This is a genomic window from Candidatus Xiphinematobacter sp. Idaho Grape (genome assembly GCF_001318295.1).
GTDB lineage: Bacteria > Verrucomicrobiota > Verrucomicrobiia > Chthoniobacterales > Xiphinematobacteraceae > Xiphinematobacter.
Map to the genome: position 1 here is coordinate 139,430 of NZ_CP012665.1, position 18,700 is coordinate 158,129.

Below are 18,700 nucleotides of genomic sequence, written 5' to 3' on the forward strand. Positions count from 1 at the left end.
AACAAAATGTCCTCCCCTTTATGTCTTAACCGTCCCAATGTGATAGGAGTTCTCCACTGCCTTGGATGTTTGGTAGAGACGCAGCTTTATGGAATAGATGCCATTGAACTTCGACTAGATTTGTTGGAGGGTTTGCCGTGCCTACAGGAAATTACTAGCTGCCGCAGACCTTTTATTATTACAGCACGTCATCCAAAAGAAGGAGGCAACAAGGACTTAGCCGTGGCGCACCGTCTAAAACTTCTTAGCGCGAGTATGCCCCTTGCGGCTTTTGTAGATCTAGAGTTGCAATTTTGGGAAGAGTTATCTCCAATCCTGCAGATGGCCAAAAGATCTGGTGTGCGGGTCATTGCTTCATTCCATCATTTTTCGGAGACTCCCTCTATCACTGCACTTCTAGAGAGGGTCTTCCTGGCAAAGCAACTCGGCGCGGACATTTTCAAGGTAGCTACATATCTAAACAATCCCAGCGACCTGGCGTGCCTCCTCCGGCTTTTAGACTGCACTACATCTTTGCTTCCTGTGGCAGCAATGGGGATGGGTCCACTAGGAACAGCAGCCCGTCTGGTGCTAGCCAGGTGCGGTTCCACATTCAACTATGGATGGTTAGTACGTCCTATGATTCCTGGTCAATGGCCAGCAAAAAAACTTGCCGAAAGACTTAAAGAAATAGCCTAAAGGAGGACTGATTTGCTTCCTAAGAAGGAGAGAGGGTTACCTGAGAAATGTCGAAGTGGAATACCTTTTTAACTAGGTTTGTGGTATGTCAAAAACGTTAGTAAGTTCCTTGATGCAGGCTACCGAAGGCTTGGCCGAGTAATTGGACTATATCTCCCGCCAGAAGAGATTGAGGGGATTGCCCATGAGAGAAGATGGCAATCTCAGCTGCTCTCCCACACAGCCAGGTGCCAACGCTTGCAGACTGCCGGGGAGTCAATCCTTGCGCAAGAAGGGAGCCGCATACCCCAGTTAGGACATCCCCCATCCCTGCTGAACCCATTCCGGGGTTTCCCGTGCTATTTATCAAGGGAGGTGTGTCCATCTCTGCCACGATGGCACGTGCTCCTTTAAGGAGCAGAGTGACGGCAGGGCAGCCAGATACGAAAGCTTCTGCAGCTTCTCGCCTTGGAAGTTTTGCTAATTCAGGAGATAAGCGAGTAAACTCACCAGGGTGAGGAGTAAGAAGTCGCAATCCGCGGCATGCGCGGAGTACCTGAGGTTGACGGGAAACAATGTTGAGCGCTCCTGCATCCACGACAGTTGGCATTTGCGCATTCCTTACTATCTCTAAGATCTCCTCTGCTCCCTCTTCTTCCTCTATCCCAGGGCCAATGCAAAGCGCATCCAAACACTGCTGGAAAATCTCATTGAAAGATCGAATAGGTAAGACAATAGCCTCTGGAGGCAAAGAAGCTACCATGGATAAATACAATCCTAATTTCTCCTGGAGGAATAACATTACAACACCAGCCCCAGCACGAAGCGCTGCATGAACACATAATCTAGCTGCCCCAGGATAGCACCGACTTCCAGCCAAGATGCCCACTCGGCCATATAAGCCTTTATGTGAATTAAATTGGCGAGGTGATAACCAATGTTTAAGAAAACATGGCGTAATAAGCTCGGCAGGATCCCCCTTTCCTGGGGGAAGCTCTATAAGAGTAATCAGAGCTAACCTACCAACATAGTTAGTTGCAGTATCAGCTACCAATCCCCTTTTTACGAATCCTACAGTAGCTGTGAGATCAGCCGCTACACAGAAGGCACTCGGTAGACCGCTATCGGCGTCAAGGCCTGTGGGAATATCTATTGCCAATACCCAAGCACCTGCTTCACGGAGGTGATGGATTTGATTGATAGCAACACAAATCTCCATACATGGAGGGCCATTAGTTCCTATACCTAGGATACCGTCTAGCACGACCAACGGAGCACCAGAAAGGTGGAGAGGGCTATTTTGTTGGGCTAGGACGGACTGGCGGAATTCCATTAGCTTGAGGGAAGGGAGCTCACCTAACATTTCCTCTGGAAAAGCGCAACGGAACTGGGCATGCCATCCCCGATTAACTAGGAGGCGAGCAGCAACTAGAGCATCCCCCGTATTATTACCCTTTCCACCGAAGACCATCAACCGGCCAGGATGTGGATAAAATTGGTTAACGATTTTTGCAACCGCTGCTCCAACTACCTCCATTAATGCCTCTACTTTAACCCCTTGCGCAAAAGCGGCTTCTTCGCTAGCCCTCATTTCTAAGTTAGAAACCAACACGTTTTCTCTTCTCTAAGAGAATAAGCCCTTCAGTTTTTCGTAAAAAGATCGATGTAGAGGCATATTATGTTCCCCGCAGAGTTCAGCAAATTCTTCCAATTTCCTGCGTTGTTCACTATTAAGACTCGTAGGGACTTCCACCTGGACCTTAACATGCAGGTTGCCGTGGCCAGAGCTACGTAAGAGGGGCATTCCTCTGGAAGTGATACGAAAAAGAGTGCCGTTTTGCGTACCCGGTGGGATCCTCAGCGTCGCAGTGTTCTCCAAAGTAGGGACACGGACTTCTCCACCTAATGCTGCAATGGTAAACGGAATTGGGATTTCGCAGTGTAGGTCTGATCCGTCTCTCTGAAACATGCGATGCTGTCGGATGTGGACAACAACATACAGATCTCCTGGAGCACCTCCCCGGATACCAGCTTCCCCCCTACCCAAAGAGCGCAAACGAGATCCGTCTTCAATGCCTGTTGGAACCTTTAGTTTCATGCGTGAGCTCTTTTCTACGCGACCTTCTCCACCACAGGGTCGACAAGGCTTCTCAATGACACGTCCAACTCCCTGGCAAGTAGGACAGGTTTGTGAAATCTGGAAGAATCCCCTTGAGGCTACTACCTGACCCCGGCCGCGACACATGGGGCACGCTATATTGCGGGATCCCGCCTGCGCCCCAGTACCCTCACAGCGCTCGCACACATCCAATTTCCGAATTTCTATCTCCTTCTCGCATCCCTGAGCAGCTTCTTCAAGCGAGATCTTCATATCATAACGTAGGTCAGATCCGCGTTGATAGCCTTCCCCGTCCCTGCCTTCTCTCCCTCCAAAAAACTGCTCAAAGATTCCTCCGCCATTCTCACTACTGCCAAAGACTTCCCGAAAAATATCAAATGGATCATGGAAACCAGTCCTTCCCTGAAAACTTGCTTCTTGTTGGAAAGCAGCATGCCCATAACGATCGTAAGCGGAACGCCTCTCCGGGTCCATAAGGACATCATAGGCTTCGCTAACTTCTTTAAAGCATTCCTCTGCTTCTTTATTACCGGGATTTTTGTCTGGATGAAACTTTACCGCAAGTTTTCGGTATGCACGCTTGATTTCGTTAGCATCCGCGTCTTTGGAAATTCCAAGAATTTCGTAATATCCTTTCTTCTCCCTCATGAGCCTGCCACGCCTTTGGAGGTTACCACCGTAGACGGTCGCAGAAGCCGGTCACCCAGCTTATAGCCGCACCGAAGTTGGCGAATGATGTAGCCATCTTTTATCTGATGGCTATGTTCATGACTCACTGCTTCATGTAGATTGGGATCGAAGGGTGCATCTTTCACATCTATAGCTTGCACCCCATTCTCCCGCAGAAAATCCTGAAGTTTTCCACGTACCATATTCATACCAACGAGGATTCCAGCAGTATCAGAGGCATTTTTTGCAGCCTCCAAGCCTAGCTCAAAACTATCTACTACGGGAAGAAGGCGCTCCAGGAGATCTGTATTTCCATAGCGGATGGCTTCATCCTTTTCCCTAAGAACGCGTTTACGATAGTTCTCTAACTCTGCTTGGCAGCGTAAAGCTAAATCCTTAGACTGCTCTACCTCCATTTTCAGCTTGGCAATTTCTGCCTCCAGCTCTGCCAGCGGAGGGATACCAACACCTTCTCCTGCAGAAGGTGCGTGGAGGTCTTTACCCTTGACTGTTTCCAGCGCAGTCTCTTCTTGTATTTCCGTTTCGTTTCCTACTGGTTCAAGCGTAGTCATATCTTCTTAGTGAGAACAAAGATAACATCGTCATGCTGTGGAAAAGTGTCTCCGCACCTCCACAAATTTTTCTGTCACCGCCTGCTTTCTGCGCCATCCCCTCGGGGACATACCAGACCATCGGAAAAAGCACCGAAAGAATCCTTGAGCTCCCTTTGGCTCCCACAGTCATTTCCAGAGTGCATCTGTTGCTTCTGTCCGTACAGAGCAGTGGATAATCGTTTTGTGATAACTGTGTACATTTTGCCCCGGTAGAGCAGCGAGCGCAGCAGGCAATGCCGCCAGAGGATCTGTACAAGTTCCTATAAGCACCTAGATATAAGCACCTAGAAGGGCGAATTACCTACGAAGCAAGCGGACCTATGCGGCCCTCATATAGTTTCTGGAACGAAAAACGCAAGATTTTTTTCTTGCTGCTGGAAAGGACTACTGTCTCCACAAAAACGATCGGCGGAGAGCCACAACCTTTCCTTCCACAATAAGCAGCGCCCTCCAGGAGACAACTCTTCCAAACTTTAAGTAATCTTCCCCTACCACTCTGAACTTGGATTCATAGGAACCAAGCGCATTAGGGTAGAAACACTCCAATGCCTGCGTCTTGTTGCCTAAGGAATTCTGATGGTACTCAAACCGCACTATAATGTTTGCCCTTGTTGAAGTACGCCATAAAAATGAAAAGTAATTTCCGCGTAACTGGTTAAACTGGTTTTGAGAGATTGCGCCGTGGTTAATTAAGTTACGTTCAAAGTTAATTGCTTCACAGCTTGTAGGAATAAAGGAACTTGGCTCATTAAAAAATTGTCGAACTTTTTTCAGCTGAAACTGGCTATTGGGTGCCAATGGAAGCACTAGTAGCTTGCAAGGTACGACCGGTGGTTGCAAGGTAGTGGCACAGCTTGTAACGGAAAGGAAAAAGAGAAGAATTTGGCCTCTTCTTACCCATTCGCCCCCGTTAGACGGGATGGTGGGGGTTTTCCCCCTCTTAAGACTCGAGTATATGTACTGACAGAATGCACGAACGAGCCTACCCTTCTGTAGGTGATAGTCTGCCATCTTGCTTGAAACTATCTTGCCTCTCGCGTTGGAAGGAGCCGAAGATTGCATCAGCCACATGTATTGGTCGTTGCAGTCTCCTGGGGTAGGTAGATCTGGCAATTCTTTTCCAAGCGTAAAAGTTTTACCTTGTTTCTGAATGAAACTGATAGAATGCCGTGATCCTTGGTGTGTGGCTCCGCTTGTCCACTCCTTCCAACAGGGACAACGGTGGTAGCGATGCCAACACTTTATTTTGCCCTCTTCAGCGGTGGGTTCTCTTTTATATGCTTTGTGCTTTGTTATTCTGCTGCTGGCCCATTAGGTAGTTTTCCGACACGGCTGTTTCTGGGCTCTAGACCATTCTTCTTCCCCTATGTCCCACTCTCCAAAAGCAAAACTTCCCTTTCTCAAACTGGTGAGAGCGGCCTGGATACCCTATCTACAAATGCTGCCCTTCTTAGGGCCATATCGAAAACGGTTTACACTTGGGCTAATGTGTGGGATTGGGTTTGCGCTTGTAAACGGGTGTGTACCGTTAATTATCAGGTATGTAGGGGAGAAAGTTTTCCGTACAGGAGCTAGCCAAGCTGAATTGATACATGCTGCGGAGTCTAACCAGGGGGACAAATTAAGCCTGTCAGTTATCTTGATTTGCCTGCTCATTCCACTGACAATGCTGACGCGTAGCGTCCTGTCCTACCTAAGTACCTATTGCATGCGGTGGGTTAGTCTCCGACTTCTGACGGACATGAGGCAGGCATTGTTTCTACACTTGATTTCACAGTCAATGGACTTCTTCAACCAAGCTAGGGTTGGCAAGCTAATTTCTCGCGTAATGCATGACACACGCACGGCGCAGGGAGCCCTTGTTTCGATAGCCTCAGAACTTACTAAAGCCCCTCTCTCCGTGCTGCTAGGAGTAGGCGTCCTTGTGCGTATCGACTGGAGATTCAGTTTAACTACTCTCGCACTCCTTCCGCTTTGTATCGTACCAGTTCTAATATGTGGCAAAAAGGTTCGCCGTGCCGGGAGAGAGGAGGAGAATGAGGTTGGGGCCATGTCTGTAATCCTCCAAGAATCTCTTACCGGCATCCGCATGGTCAAAGGATTTGGGCGAGAAGCCTACCAAGCCCAACTCTTCAACAAGTCCAGCGAGGCCCAATTGGAACATAGCCTAAGGATCTGCAAAAGTGCTGAAATCGTCCAACCACTTATTGAAGGTGTCTCTGCCTGCGGCGTCTCTCTTGCGTTGATGTACGTGTACTACTGGGAAATGTCAGCTGTAAAATTTCTTGTTCTGCTCGTAGGCATCTTCCTCCTCTATGAGCCTGTTAAGAAGCTTAGCAAAATTCCTCTTGAACTCCAGAAGTGTCTAACTTGTGCTGTAAACATCTTTGACCTTTTACGATTGAGGCCCTCTACTCAGGACTGGTCAGAGGCACGGCAGCTTGTCAACCCGCAAGGGAATGTACGATTTGAGAGGGTGTCATTTTCCTATAGGGATGGCAAAAAGGCACTGAGCGACATCTCACTTTCAATCCGTTCCGGATGTCAATATGCCCTGGTAGGAGCTAGCGGTGCAGGCAAAACCACCATACTTTCGCTTTTATTACGCTTCTATGACCCTCAGGAAGGGCACATTCTGCTTGATGGAATAGATATTCGGCGTCTCACTCAGGAGTCCCTTCGCAAGAATATCGGACTAGTCAGTCAGGACATCTTTCTTTTTCATGACACGATTCACGAGAACATTCGCTACGGGCGTCTAGATGCTTCCCAAGAAGAAGTTGAGGAGGCAGCTAGGCTTGCATTTGCGCACGATTTTATTCTAGAACAGCCAGAGGGCTACAATACGATTATCGGCGATAAGGGGTGTCAACTTTCTGGGGGACAAAAGCAGAGGCTTTCCATCGCTCGAGCAATTCTCAAAGATGCTCCTATTCTGTTATTGGATGAAGCGACGGCAGCATTGGACTCCCAGTCTGAACGTATGGTTCAGTCTGCCCTGGAACGCCTAACACGAGGCCGGACAACGATAGCTATTGCTCATCGTCTTTCGACCATTTTAAACTCGGACGAGATCATAGTAATGGATTGTGGTCACCTCGTTGAACATGGATCTCATATTCAGCTGCTCCGTAACTCTGCGACTTATCGAAAGCTCTATGAGTTGCAATTTTCTGCTCATCCTCATTAGCAATGAATACATCTGTTGTCTCTACTTCCCCATGAAAGTTTCTCGCGCTCTCATTTCCGTTTTTGACAAAGCTGGCCTGGTCTCCTTCGCTTCTAGGTTGGGAGAGCTAGGCATTGAAATGCTTGCTACTAGTGGTACTGCCAGAACGTTACAAGTTGAGGGGATTCCCGTGATGGAAATCTCCGAATTCACTGGATTTCCAGAAATTCTAGGGGGAAGGGTAAGAACTCTGCATCCGAAAGTACACGCCGGGTTACTTTATTTGCGAGAGAGGGAACAGCATGTGCAAGAGGTACTAGCCCACGGAATTCAGCCAATAGATCTTGTTATCGTTAACCTTTACCCTTTTGCAGAAACCGCTTCTCGTAGAGGAATAACCCTTGAAGAGGCTCTAGAGCAAATCGACATTGGCGGCCCTTCTATGATTCGCAGCGCCGCCAAAAACTACCGATACGTAACTGTGGTCACGGACCCTGCAGACTATGCGAGCGTGCTAGAAGACCTTGAAACAAATGCTGGGGAAACAACATGCAAACTGCGCAAAAGACTTGCCGCTAAAGCCTTCTCCACCACATCCTCTTACGACGCTGGTATTACCAAGTACCTCAGCCAGGAACAAGAAGCCCACAACAGATTTATGCTGGATCTACCCCTCGCCTGTTGCCTAAGTTACGGGGAAAATCCCCACCAGAACGCAAAACTCTACGGGTCATTTTTCGATTATGTCGATAAACTTCATGGTAGGGAACTTTCCTACAACAACATCCTGGACATTAGTAGCGCGGTGGCACTGATTGTAGAGTTTACTGAACCAACTATAGCCATTCTAAAGCACACAAACCCCTGCGGGGTGGGCTCCGATTCTGACCTTAAGGGGGCTTGGATGAAAGCCTTTTCCACGGATCGGCTGGCATCCTTCGGTGGGGTTGTCGTCATAAACCGTCCAATCACCCTCGCACTAGCGCAAGCTATTGCAGAAGTCTTTATCGAGGTTATTATCGCCACAGGCTTTGAAACAGGAGCCCTCTCACTTCTACAGAGGAGGAAAAATCTCCGCCTCATGCGGATACTTCAACGGCCTCCCATGGACACGTGGGAAGCCCATTCTGTAGCAGGAGGTATGCTTATTCAGGACATGGATCCGCCCAATGTGGGTGGGTTAGGACATAAAGTAGTTTCCTCTCGTCCTCCCGATCCAAGGGAAATAGAAGCCATGTCATTCGGATGGAAAGTCGTTAAGCATGTTAAGTCTAACGCCATTGTCTATTCTGCCAGAGATTGTACCCTTGGAATCGGGGCCGGGCAAATGTCGCGAATTGATGCGTCGCGTATCGCGGCCTGGAAAGCACAAAAGGCAGGGTTATCGCTACAGGGCAGCGCGGTCTGTAGCGACGCATTTTTCCCGTTTGCAGATGGGTTAATTGCGGCTGCCGAGGCTGGAGCAACTACTGCAATACAACCTGGAGGTGCCATACGGGATAAGGAGGTAATCGAAGCTGCGGATGCGCGGGGAATGGCTATGGTTTTCACGGGAACCCGGCATTTTAAGCATTAATTCCCCTACTGCCTCGCAGCTTTCCTATCCGTTCATTTTGCTGCCTGGACTTGGAAGTAAAGGCCCTCGGAAACCCCGCAAAATTTGCATGTTCTCTGCCTTTTGCGCAATATACACACCAGGAAGATGGGGTTACAGCAGAAGGGACCAGGCTGTACTTTGCGATAGGGCCCGTTTTCTTTCCTGCTTTAGGAGATCCCCACTACTTTGCGGGAACCCGTTTGAGAGCTACTACCCTTTCATCAGGAACGACTGCTGCTTATTTTAAGCATACATCCCAGCACGGCTACGTGTAGGAGATATTATCCCTGATTAGGAGGGATCTATCCTCTTAGCCACAGAAAAACCTCTATACCACAATGTTAATGAAATAGCCTCTCTCCTGGGTCGATAATTTCCCCTCCTCCTAACATTCAGGATAAGCCAAGCTACTTCATTTTCCCTACCCAAAAAATTCTGTACTCTTGGAAGACTTGTAAATTCTTGTTTTACGCTTGATACACGGCTACGAATACAGCCCATCTGGCTTCTCTACTTCCTTAGATACCCCAGGAGGGCTTTTAGCAGGTTATCTCCAAACATACTCATATAAAACGATATGATCTTTTCTAGAAACATTTCTACGGAGCTTTAGATAGCTCCAACCGACTTACACTATTCATGGGTAGTCCTTACTTCAATGTACATGATGTTGCAGCCCTCGCTCGCATCGCGCTCACTGAGCAGGAGGAATCCCTTTTTCAGATCCAGCTGGAGCAAATATTGGAATGTATAGAACAGCTGAAGGCCGTAGATGTTTCTGACGTGGAGCCAACGGCCCATGCGGCGCCAATATACAATGTATTTCGGAAAGATGAACCTATAGATGGTCTTACCAAGACAGCTGCTTTAGAGAATGCTCCACGTTCATCCGATGGGCTGTTTGTGGTGACCAAAGTTGTCGAGTAACTGAATGGAAATTACAAAGCTAACCCTGCACGAGTTGCAACAGAAGTTTCGAACTAAAGAGCTCCACCCACGCGATGCCATTAAAGCATTAGAGGAACGGATTGTCCAGGTAGAGCCAAAGGTAAGAGCCCTTTTACACTGGGATGTAGAAGGCGCCATGCAATTGGCTGAGCGGGTAGATATTTCGCTCCCACTGGGTGGGTTGCCTATTGCTATCAAGGATGCCATTCATGTAGAAGGGGACCTTTGCACTTGTGCCTCTAGAATGCTTGCTCGCTACCGTGCCCCCTACGATGCAACGGTTATCACTCGGCTAAGAGCAGCCGGTGCTATTCCGTTCACACGGACAAATATGGACGAATTCTCTATGGGGTCTTCTAATGAAACCTCAGCTGTACAGCCTACCTATAATCCTTGGGATCTGCAGCGTACTCCGGGAGGCTCCAGTGGGGGATCTGCTGCGGCTGTTGCTGCTCGTGAAGCCTTCGTAGCCTTAGGCTCGGATACGGGCGGCTCTATTCGGCAACCAGCTGCTTTTTGCGGCTGCGTGGGTCTTAAACCAACGTATGGTCGCGTTTCACGCTATGGACTCGTTGCCCTCGCCTCGTCGCTGGATCAGATTGGTCCACTTGCTCGTTCTACACGCGATTGTGCTATGGTATTTAACGCTATTGCAGGAAAGGACCCAAAAGATTCCACCTGCTTAGAATGTGCCCAGGAGGATTTTACGCGTGAGTTTAATCTTGGTGTGAAGGGGCTACGTCTTGGTATTCCAAAAGAATATTTTGTAGAAGGAATGGATTCTCAGGTGCGGTCTGCTGTAGAGAAGGTTATCCAGCAGTGTAGTGAGCTGGGGGCTGAAATTGTAGAACTTTCTCTGCCTCACACACAATATGCTGTCAACGCATACTATATTTTAGCTACGGCTGAGGCTTCTTCAAACCTTGCTCGGTTTGATGGCGTGCGCTATGGTTACTATGCTGAAGGTCCTCAAAGTTTGTTTGATCACTATCGACGTAGCCGTGAGGAAGGTTTTGGCAGTGAAGTCAAACGTCGCATTATCCTTGGTACTTATGTACTAAGCTCAGGTTACTATGATGCCTACTATCTCCGTGCTCAAAGAGTACGTACCCTCATTCGTGAAGATTTTAAAGAAGCCTTTAGTAAAGTGGATGCCCTTGTTTGTCCTACATCGCCGGACGTTGCCTTCCGTCTAGGGGAGCGCAGGGATAACCCTCTGCGTATGTATTTGGCGGATGTTTTTACCATTGCTACGAATCTAGCTGGAATCTGCGGTATTAGTGTGCCCTGTGGCTTTGCAATAGTGGAAGGGTCGTCTCTTCCAATTGGAGTTCAGTTCCTTGGCAATGCCCTTGAAGAGGCGAAACTGCTGCGTCTTGCCAATGCCTACGAATTAGCCTCCGGATGGACTGCCTGCACAGCAATTCTTTAGGCACTTATTAAGAAACAAATCCTAGTCGCCAAAGGAGATTTCCGAGGCACGGGCATCTTGAACTATCTGGCAATCTGGGGGAACCTGTCGCAGTTTATTAACTGCTTCATTAATAGGTACTTCTGTGATGCAGTCGTCTGCATAACTTACCATCATGCCAAATTTATTCTCATGGATAAGTTTAACGGCATGAACCCCAAAACGAGTGCCAAGGATACGGTCCACAGCGGTAGGGGCCCCTCCTCGTTGGAGATGTCCCAAGACACAGACACGAGTTTCCTTTCCAGTACGGTTTGCTATTTCGTGTCCCACCACTTCTCCTACTCCACCTAAGCGGTACTCTCCGCCCATGACAGTATGAAGATACTGTCCTCCTTGCTTTGGACGAGCTCCCTCAGCGACAACTACCATAGTACTTTTTGCCCCAAACTTATCACGTTGCCTAACTGTCTCTGAGACTCTATCTAAGTCAAAAGGAATTTCTGGAATTAGGATGACATCTGCTCCCCCAGCCATACCTCCATAAAGAGCAATCCAGCCTGCGTGGCGCCCCATGACCTCTAAAACCATGACGCGCCGATGGCTTGTTGCGGTAGTATGGAGGCGATCCATAGCATCCACTACACAAGCAACGGCTGAGTCGAAACCAAATGTAATAGCTGTAGCTTCCAAGTCATTGTCGATTGTTTTCGGAACACCCACGATAGGCATCCCGTTTTCAAAAAGCTGCAGGCCGGTAGTTAGTGAACCATCGCCGCCAACAATGATGAGAGCGTGCAGACCGCAGGTATCAAAAGTTTGGCGAACCTTTTGAATAGTTTCTTGTGGAATGGCAGCTTTATCTCCTGCTCCTATTTTTGCAATGAAGTGCCCCTTGTTTGTAGTACCAAGGATAGTCCCACCGAGGTGCATTATGCCTGCAGTGGCAGAGCGGTCAAGCGAAAGGAAATTGCCTGGAGGCAGGAGCCCTTCAAATCCCTCACAGCATCCAAGTACTTCCATCCCATAACGATCTGCAGTGCGAGTGACAGCTCTCACAACTGCATTAAGCCCTGGACAATCTCCGCCAGTAGTCAGTACACTGATTTTTTTTCTCATCTGGTTATGAATGTTATCTCCATCTCTTTTCCTAAAGAGGACACTAGTCTTTTGTTTCTCCCCGAGTGAGTAGGAAGGGAGTTTAGAGAAAATCGTGCTCTCTAATAGGACGCCCTTGGGTAATCCACTCATCATATAGCCTCCATCCATACCGTAGAGATGCCAAGCCGTCGTTCAAGCAATTAGTAGATCCCAATAGAACAATGAGAAGGCGCCGAGGGGTAATAATGATCCATCTGTTCTCGTGTTGCGTAGCAATGGGGAGATGATCAGTTGTTAGTACAAGGTGGCTCCTGTTTATTTCACCACAGCAGTTGTTGCCTTTTACCCCATCGATGCGTTTGTAACCAAGAAATTGGTTGGTATTTTGGAGATAGAAAGAATGCACCACTCCCTTTCGGACAATTTGAATAGTCCGTGAGGCCTGGCTGGCATAGAAACGGAACTGGGCTTTCTGGTGAGCATAATGAGTCAAGCGGGCAATATCCACTGCTGTTGAATAGGGTTGTTGCTTTTTTGTAAAACATGACCCACCTGGATTAAGAAAGTGGGTATGGTGCATTCCTAAACGGTGTGCTAGCATGTTCATTTGTGAGACAAAGTTTCTTTCTGCAGAAAGACCCCTAGGATTATGAACGCGCGAGCCGATATATTCGGCCAGTGTGTGAGCTGCCCCACAGTCTGAGGAGAGAATTATGCAGTAAATCAGGTCTCGCAGAGAAATTTTATCTCCGGGTCTCAGGATAGAATTGAAATCTGAACCGTTTGGAACCACAGCTAGGGTGGAGAGGGGGGTCCTGTTAACGTAGATCCAGTCGAGTGCTACCGCTACAGTGGCAATAGTCGCTAGGGTGCCGATGTGGAGTCTGTGCTCGATGCTTCTGCCGTGCAAAATGTAGCCAGTTTGATTATCTGCTATGAGCACACTTTCCTGAGCTGGTATGACGGTAGCAAGGAGTGAGGCGATGGATCCCCAACTAAAAAAGGAGCTGTATTGATGAAACTGCATGCTATGCTCGGGTGGAAACTTATTGGGGAGCAGGAGGAAGCAGCAACAATCCTCGCTTTTTAGACGAAGGCAATGCAGCAGAGAGGATCCTACTTTTTAAGTAAGGCTCTAGCGAGGTGGATGTCTTTTTCAATCTGCGTACGCAGCAATTGAAGGCTGTGGAATTTGTGCTCTTTACGGAGAAAGACCTCAAAGCATACTTTGGCATCTTTTCCATACAAACTGCCAGAATAATCTAAGAGATGAACCTCTAAAGTCCGCTGAGAGGCAGGAGGGAAAGTTGGGCGGGTGCCAATGTTGGTTACACCTGAAAAAATAGCGCCGTCAATTTGGGTGTGGACCGCATACACACCATCTGGAGGGAAAAGTTCGTTATGCGTGGCCAGATTTGCAGTTGGAAACCCTATGGAGCGCCCCCTCCCTTCTCCTCTTACAACTGTCCCTAAAATGGTGTATTTACGACCAAGAAATTTAGCAGCAGAGTGAAGATCTCCGGATTGAATAAAGTCTCGAATGCGAGTGCTGCTGATAGTCTCACCACCCATTTCCACGGCGCCAATTTCTGTGACTCGAAATCCAAACTTTGTACTAAGTCGCCGGAGGAGAGGGATGTTCCCTTCGCGTCTTCTCCCAAAAGACCAGTTATATCCAACACAAATTTCTCGGAGGAAGGGGGCGTGCAGACTAAGAAGATAAATAAACTCAGCAGCAGGGAGTGCGGCAAGTGCTGCATTGAAGGACAAGAGAAGAATGTGCTCTGCGCCAAGTTGCTGTATCAGACGAATTTTATGGGCTGTAGAGGTAAGGAGACGTGGAGCAGAAGCAGGGCGAAGGAATTGAGCGGGATGTGGATCAAAAGTTAAAATGACGCAAGAGGCGTCTCTGCAGCAGGCGTTTTCTAGAGCGCGGCGGATAAGGGTTTGGTGGCCAAGATGAACTCCATCGAACACTCCAGCAGCAACTACAAGAGGAGCTGCAATGGTCTTTAGCTCTGAGATGGAGCGAAAGATCATGCGCTACGTAGCCTAGAAACAACTGGAAGGCTAAGAACACGCCTCTTTAGGAGGTCCCAGGAGGAATTTTTAACCTCTTCGACAGTAGTAGCTCCATGGAGGGAAAATTTCCCAGATCGAGTCCGGCGCAGAGACTGGAGGTATGCACCACAGCCAAGGATCATGCCGATATCGTGAGCATAAGTACGCACATAGAACCCCTTGCTGCATTCCACACAAAAATCTACCTCTGGTAGTCGAACCGACAGAATTTCGAAAGCATGTACATGGACAAAGCGGGGCGTCCTTTCGACATTTTTCCCCTCACGGGCAAGTCTGTAGAGAGGAACTCCATTCCTTTTAATTGCTGAGACCATAGGTGGTATTTGATAAAAATCTCCAGTGAGTTGGCAGAATGCTTTTTCGATTTGTAGAGCAGAAAAATGCGGTACAGAACGCCTCTCGAGTATCGCCCCTTCTGCATCCTGGCTATCGGTAATGCTTCCTAATCGCAAGGTCCCTATATATTCCTTATCCTCACTCATAAGAAGATCTTGAATTTTGGTCCCCTTGCCTATTGTCACAAGGAGCAGACCAGTGGCCAGAGGATCAAGTGTGCCGCAGTGGCCGACCTTTTTTGTAGAAAAAGCGCGACGGACAATAGCTACGACATCATGTGAAGTCATTCCGGAAGCTTTGTCTACAGGCAGTATGCCATCAAGTGAGACCCTGGATTTCATGGTAGGTAGCAGTAAGAAATTTTTCTCGAATAGAGGACAGAGAACCATGAGTGCACGCTCCTGAGGCAAACGGGTGACCCCCACCACCAAACCGCATGCAGATTTTGCACACATCAATGCGTGCATCTTTTGATCGGGCACTAATGCGTACTCTGACACCAGGTAGTTCTTCAAAGAAGAGAGCCACCATAACATCTTCTACGGAGCGTAAATGGTCAATGATGCCCTCATTGTCTTCTGGGAAAATCTGAAGATGTTCAAGGTCAGAAAGAGAGAGAGAAAAGTGAGCAATGGTCCCGTTACAGGAAAATTTGGTGTTATTAAGGGCATGCTGAAGAAGACGAAAACAGCGCCGGGGTTGGTTGTGATACATTGCCAGAGAGAGCTTTGTAACTTGGACTCCTGAACGCACGAGATATGCGGCGGATTCAAAAGTGTGTTGAGAAGTTCCTGTATACTGAAAGGAACCAGTGTCTGTGGCGATAGCAGCATAAAGATTAGTAGAAATTTCTGGGGTAAAATCCGCTTCCGCATAGCGGAAGAGGTCAAAAAGAATCTGTCCAGTAGCCGGAACAGAAGGATCTACATAGTTGAGATCCCCATAACGTTGGTTGCTGATATGATGGTCAATATTGATCAGGATACCAGCGGATTTGATAGCTGTAAGTACCCTTCCCAATCTACCACGAGTAGGACTGTCAAGAACGATTACTCCGTCGAAAGAATGCTTGTCCGTAGGAGGTATAGAAACGTAGGAGTGAAAGGGGAGATAGTGAAACCGACTCGGTACCCCATCTTCATTCCAAGTAGTTACTTTCTTTCCGAGACTGCGAAGCCAGAGGGCGGAGGCAATAGCAGAGCCTAAGGCGTCTCCATCTGGTCTTAGGTGACTTGTTACTAAGATATTTCTAGCCCAGTGGAGAGCGGATAGAATCTGGTTAAAGCAGACATTGGCTGGTATTGGAGAATTAGACAGTGCTGAACTCATGAGACGTCAGTCAGAACGGAGATCTGGGAATCCCAATTCATCCATCAATTTAATGATGCGAATGCCTCGTTCAATAGATTTATCTGATCGGAAGTGGAGATGAGGGGTATACCTGAGGGTTATTCGCTTTGAAACGGCATGCTGTAGGTAAACGCGGTGGGATGCTAGAACCCTGAGAGCATCTTCCCTTTGTTGATTATTGCCTAAGGCGGAAATATAAACGTAGGCATGCCTGAGATCCGGAGTGGCGTCTACGGAACTGACAGAGACAAGCGGCGCGCGAAACTGGAGTTCTTTGAGAATCAAGATTCCCAACTCCCGCCTCAGCGTTTTACAAACCCGCTCAATCCGATATTTCATGCCAGATGGGGTGTCACTTCAGGGAGGAGTTCCTACTAAGATTAGCTCCTATACATTTATAGCGCGACCTACCTGTCTAGAATTAAACAGGCTCTGTTTTATTCTAGAAATTGCTGCGTTTTTTCTAAAAAATAGCACTCAATAGTATCTTCCAACGAATATTCGGAGAAGTCACCCAGCTTAACACCGCATTCAAGTCCTATCCTAACCTCTTTGACGTCGTCTTGAAAACGGCGCAGTGTAGCGATACTGCCATCATAGATAGGCTGACCCTTCCGCAGGATTCGCGCCCGTGCAGTACGAATAATACGGCCATCTGTAATTACACAGCCCGCTACTTTACCTCTGGAGAGTTCAAAGACCTGCCTTACCTTGGCATGACCGATAACAGTTTCGCGTAACTGCGGGTCAAGCATTCCAACCATTGCCTCCTTAATCTGGTCGATAAGCTCGTAGATAATGCTAAAGAGCTTGATTTGTATACCTTCGCGTTTGGCGATACCGGAAGCACTGTTCTCTACCTTGGTGCCGAAACCTATAATAATTGCATTGGAGGCACCGGCCAAAAGTACGTCCGATTCGGAAATCGGACCTACGCCAGCGTGGATTAGTTCCACGGCAATCTTTTGACTAGGTATCTCCCTTAAAGAGGCAATAATGGCCTCCATAGAACCCTGTACATCTGCCTTTAAAACGACTTGAAGGGATTTTTTCTGGTCGCCTGCAAGGCTTTGAAATAGGTTTTCCAGCGTAGCACGCTGTGGAACAGCAAGCTTATTGGTTCGGACGGTCTCTAACTTTTCTTTGCTAAAGGCCTTGGCAGAGCGCTCTGAATCCACGACGATCAGCTCATCGCCTGCGCTAGGAAGTCCACTAAGGCCAAAAATTTTAACAGGGGTAGACGGGCCAGCTTCTCGGATGGGCTTGGCGTCGTCATTAATAAGCTGTCTAAGCTTACCCCAGTAGTTTCCACAAACAAAGGGCTGTCCAATTTTAATTATTCCCGCACGCACAATGAGTGTAGCGGTGGGACCACGGCCTGGCTCAAGTTGAGCTTCAATGACGGTACAACGTGCTGGGGCACGTATATTAGCCTTAAGCTCAAGAATTTCTGCTTGTAAGCACATCATTTCTAGGAGCTCATTGATGCCAGTACCCTGAGTGGCGCTTACTGAGACACAAATGGTGTTTCCACCCCAGTCTTCTGGGGTGAAACCCTGCCCTTGCAGCTGTTGTTTAACTCGATCAATATTAGCGGCGGGTAAGTCCACCTTACTAATAGCTACAATGACAGTAACTCCAGCTGCTCTAGCGTGACTGATGGCCTCAATGGTTTGCGGCATCAGACCATCATCGGCAGCCACGACAAGGACCACGATATCCGTGATATTAGCTCCACGCATGCGCATGGCAGTAAAGGCAGCGTGGCCTGGAGTATCAAGGAAGGTGATGCGGTGACCATCGCGCTCGATACTGTATGCACCAATATGCTGAGTAATTCCACCGACTTCCCCAGCAGCGACCTTCGTCTTGCGAATAGCATCGAGCAAAGAGGTTTTTCCATGGTCTACATGCCCCATAAAGGTGATAATGGGAGCCCTAGGACGGAGTTCCTCGGAGGCTCTGTCGGTAAAAAAGATAGGAGGTGTCAGGACAGAGTAGGGGACCGCCTTACGGTGTCCCTCTCCAGCCTTGCGTTTCTCCCGCTCAAGGTGAAAGCCGTGTTTTTTGCAAAGTTTAGATGCTATGTCTGGTTCAACGGTTTGATTGATAGCAGCGAAGATATTTAGCTTCATCAGATCATGGATGATCTGGAACGGCTTGATGCCAAGTTTTTCAGCAAGTTCTCTGACGATAATTGGCGGCTTAATATGAAGGACCTTGGAAGCAGGAAAATTCCCTTCAGCCGGAGTACCTTCTTCTTCCACGTGAGAAGGGGATATTTTTGATTCTTGGGAAGCAGCGGAAGTTCTAGCAGTAATTGGAGCCAGCGGTCTGAGCTTAGAAACCTTCTCTCTCTCTGCATTCTTAGTATCTTTCCTCTCGGGTACAATCAGGGAAAGGGGCTCCGTTGCTTTGCCAGATGGGGCAACAGGACTATCTGTTTTCGGCCGAACGGGTGCGGCGGTGTGCTCTGCCTCAGAGCAAACTGCCCTGTGCCCTCCCCTCCCAGTAGGAGTACCACCCTCTCCCTTTCTGCTATTAAGTCGTGTGGCCATTGGGATTTATGCACCTCATACCGTATAAGGCCGGATTGCCTTCTTATCTAGCCTGTTCATTATTTACTAAGATTCCTGACCTACAAATC

At 48.2% G+C, this 18,700-nt stretch carries 16 protein-coding genes; 5 read left to right on the plus strand and 11 right to left on the minus strand.

Going from position 1 to position 18,700, the window contains the following annotated elements; genetic code table 11:
• Positions 1–6 precede the first annotated feature (6 nt).
• The gene (locus AMD24_RS00630; protein ID WP_082382983.1) at positions 7–678 is read left to right on the plus strand and encodes a type I 3-dehydroquinate dehydratase; all 672 of its coding nucleotides are present in this window, start codon (positions 7–9) and stop codon (positions 676–678) included.
• A 97-nt stretch (positions 679–775) separates the two neighbouring features.
• Here the strand turns inward: AMD24_RS00630 and AMD24_RS00635 are convergent, their stop codons facing one another.
• The 4 genes from AMD24_RS00635 to AMD24_RS00655 all read right to left on the minus strand — a co-directional run bounded on the left by AMD24_RS00635 (position 776) and on the right by AMD24_RS00655 (position 4,866).
• Positions 776–2,269, minus strand: a complete 1,494-nt coding sequence (locus AMD24_RS00635; RefSeq protein WP_148565156.1) for an NAD(P)H-hydrate dehydratase — start codon at positions 2,267–2,269, stop codon at positions 776–778.
• A 12-nt stretch (positions 2,270–2,281) separates the two neighbouring features.
• Complete coding sequence (dnaJ, locus tag AMD24_RS00640) at positions 2,282–3,424, minus strand: molecular chaperone DnaJ (RefSeq protein WP_062100220.1); 1,143 nt, start codon at positions 3,422–3,424, stop codon at positions 2,282–2,284.
• Positions 3,421–4,017 (minus strand): nucleotide exchange factor GrpE, encoded by a 597-nt coding sequence (locus AMD24_RS00645; protein WP_062100221.1) that lies wholly within the window; start codon positions 4,015–4,017, stop codon positions 3,421–3,423. Before AMD24_RS00645 ends, dnaJ begins: the two co-directional genes overlap by 4 nt.
• 426 nt (positions 4,018–4,443) lie before the next feature.
• Entirely contained in the window at positions 4,444–4,866 is a 423-nt protein-coding gene (locus AMD24_RS00655) for a hypothetical protein (RefSeq protein WP_148565157.1), read from the minus strand.
• Positions 4,867–5,545: 679 nt separating this feature from the next.
• On the opposite strand from AMD24_RS00655, the gene AMD24_RS00660 reads away from it, so the two are divergent.
• From AMD24_RS00660 to gatA, 4 genes are all read left to right on the plus strand, one after another.
• Positions 5,546–7,249: an ABC transporter ATP-binding protein gene (locus tag AMD24_RS00660; RefSeq protein WP_235503205.1), complete on the plus strand. Its 1,704-nt coding sequence runs from the start codon at positions 5,546–5,548 to the stop codon at positions 7,247–7,249.
• Positions 7,250–7,280: 31 nt separating this feature from the next.
• Positions 7,281–8,804, plus strand: coding sequence for a bifunctional phosphoribosylaminoimidazolecarboxamide formyltransferase/IMP cyclohydrolase (gene purH, locus AMD24_RS00665; RefSeq protein WP_062100225.1), 1,524 nt, complete (start codon positions 7,281–7,283; stop codon positions 8,802–8,804).
• 660 nt (positions 8,805–9,464) lie between these two features.
• Entirely contained in the window at positions 9,465–9,752 is a 288-nt protein-coding gene (gatC, locus tag AMD24_RS00675) for an Asp-tRNA(Asn)/Glu-tRNA(Gln) amidotransferase subunit GatC (protein ID WP_062100227.1), read from the plus strand.
• 4 nt (positions 9,753–9,756) lie between these two features.
• On the plus strand, positions 9,757–11,205 hold the full coding sequence (gene gatA / locus AMD24_RS00680) for an Asp-tRNA(Asn)/Glu-tRNA(Gln) amidotransferase subunit GatA (protein WP_062100228.1): 1,449 nt from the start codon (positions 9,757–9,759) through the stop codon (positions 11,203–11,205).
• A 21-nt stretch (positions 11,206–11,226) separates the two neighbouring features.
• On the opposite strand, the gene AMD24_RS00685 is transcribed toward gatA, so the two are convergent.
• From AMD24_RS00685 to infB, 7 genes are all read right to left on the minus strand, one after another.
• Complete coding sequence (locus AMD24_RS00685) at positions 11,227–12,303, minus strand: 6-phosphofructokinase (RefSeq protein ID WP_062100830.1); 1,077 nt, start codon at positions 12,301–12,303, stop codon at positions 11,227–11,229.
• 82 nt (positions 12,304–12,385) lie between these two features.
• Positions 12,386–13,312 (minus strand): D-alanyl-D-alanine carboxypeptidase family protein, encoded by a 927-nt coding sequence (locus AMD24_RS00690; RefSeq protein ID WP_062100229.1) that lies wholly within the window; start codon positions 13,310–13,312, stop codon positions 12,386–12,388.
• A gap of 89 nt (positions 13,313–13,401) precedes the next feature.
• Positions 13,402–14,325 carry a bifunctional riboflavin kinase/FAD synthetase gene (locus AMD24_RS00695; protein ID WP_062100230.1) on the minus strand — a complete coding sequence of 308 codons (924 nt, stop codon included), beginning with the start codon at positions 14,323–14,325 and terminating at the stop codon, positions 13,402–13,404.
• Complete coding sequence (gene truB / locus AMD24_RS00700) at positions 14,322–15,044, minus strand: tRNA pseudouridine(55) synthase TruB (RefSeq protein WP_062100231.1); 723 nt, start codon at positions 15,042–15,044, stop codon at positions 14,322–14,324. Before truB ends, AMD24_RS00695 begins: the two co-directional genes overlap by 4 nt.
• On the minus strand, positions 15,022–16,032 hold the full coding sequence (locus AMD24_RS00705; protein WP_062100232.1) for a DHH family phosphoesterase: 1,011 nt from the start codon (positions 16,030–16,032) through the stop codon (positions 15,022–15,024). Before AMD24_RS00705 ends, truB begins: the two co-directional genes overlap by 23 nt.
• 6 nt (positions 16,033–16,038) lie before the next feature.
• A complete protein-coding gene (gene rbfA / locus AMD24_RS00710; protein ID WP_062100233.1) occupies positions 16,039–16,392 on the minus strand; it encodes a 30S ribosome-binding factor RbfA in 354 nt (117 codons plus the stop codon).
• A 98-nt stretch (positions 16,393–16,490) separates the two neighbouring features.
• Positions 16,491–18,611: a translation initiation factor IF-2 gene (infB, locus tag AMD24_RS00715; protein ID WP_062100234.1), complete on the minus strand. Its 2,121-nt coding sequence runs from the start codon at positions 18,609–18,611 to the stop codon at positions 16,491–16,493.
• Positions 18,612–18,700: the final 89 nt, after the last annotated feature.

Bases quoted from the DNA above. Each gene is read 5' to 3' on its own strand.
- AMD24_RS00685 (WP_062100830.1), bottom strand. From the start codon at position 12,303: ATGAGAAAAAAAATCAGTGTACTGACTACTGGCGGAGATTGTCCAGGG.
- gatC (WP_062100227.1), top strand. From the start codon at position 9,465: ATGGGTAGTCCTTACTTCAATGTACATGATGTTGCAGCCCTCGCTCGC.
- AMD24_RS00645 (WP_062100221.1), bottom strand. From the start codon at position 4,017: ATGACTACGCTTGAACCAGTAGGAAACGAAACGGAAATACAAGAAGAG.
- gatA (WP_062100228.1), top strand. From the start codon at position 9,757: ATGGAAATTACAAAGCTAACCCTGCACGAGTTGCAACAGAAGTTTCGA.
- AMD24_RS00690 (WP_062100229.1), bottom strand. From the start codon at position 13,312: ATGCAGTTTCATCAATACAGCTCCTTTTTTAGTTGGGGATCCATCGCC.
- AMD24_RS00660 (WP_235503205.1), top strand. From the start codon at position 5,546: ATGTGTGGGATTGGGTTTGCGCTTGTAAACGGGTGTGTACCGTTAATT.
- purH (WP_062100225.1), top strand. From the start codon at position 7,281: ATGAAAGTTTCTCGCGCTCTCATTTCCGTTTTTGACAAAGCTGGCCTG.
- rbfA (WP_062100233.1), bottom strand. From the start codon at position 16,392: ATGAAATATCGGATTGAGCGGGTTTGTAAAACGCTGAGGCGGGAGTTG.
- infB (WP_062100234.1), bottom strand. From the start codon at position 18,611: ATGGCCACACGACTTAATAGCAGAAAGGGAGAGGGTGGTACTCCTACT.
- dnaJ (WP_062100220.1), bottom strand. From the start codon at position 3,424: ATGAGGGAGAAGAAAGGATATTACGAAATTCTTGGAATTTCCAAAGAC.
- truB (WP_062100231.1), bottom strand. From the start codon at position 15,044: ATGAAATCCAGGGTCTCACTTGATGGCATACTGCCTGTAGACAAAGCT.
- AMD24_RS00630 (WP_082382983.1), top strand. From the start codon at position 7: ATGTCCTCCCCTTTATGTCTTAACCGTCCCAATGTGATAGGAGTTCTC.
- AMD24_RS00705 (WP_062100232.1), bottom strand. From the start codon at position 16,032: ATGAGTTCAGCACTGTCTAATTCTCCAATACCAGCCAATGTCTGCTTT.
- AMD24_RS00695 (WP_062100230.1), bottom strand. From the start codon at position 14,325: ATGATCTTTCGCTCCATCTCAGAGCTAAAGACCATTGCAGCTCCTCTT.